This window comes from Arthrobacter sp. Dra40 (assembly GCF_059091905.1).
Window position 1 is genome coordinate 1 of the sequence record NZ_JBNHHB010000606.1, and the last position, 261, is coordinate 261.

Annotated in this window: 1 protein-coding gene; it reads right to left on the reverse strand. The window is 65.1% G+C overall.

Annotation, left to right across the window (positions count from 1 at the left end):
* Positions 1-261 (reverse strand): IS110 family transposase (locus tag AC5RWT_RS38210; RefSeq protein ID WP_494084733.1); only part of this gene is annotated, 261 nt, incomplete at both ends.

Sequence of the window (261 nt, forward strand, 5' to 3'; positions counted from 1 at the left end):
TAAGGCTGGACATGGCGGCCATGTAGCAGGCCCGCAACAGTCTGCGATCGTAGCGTCTGGGGCGGTGGTGGTTGCCTCTGATTCTTCCGGAGTCCTTAGAAGCCGGGGCGAGTCCCGCAACCCCGGCAAGCCGGTCGACACTTTCGAAAACGGTCAGGTCGCCGCCGGTGGCACCGAGGAATTCGGCGCCGAGGACGGGACCGAAGCCGGGCATGCTGAGCATGATTTCGGCGTGGTGGTGGTCGCGGAAGCGCTCGGCTA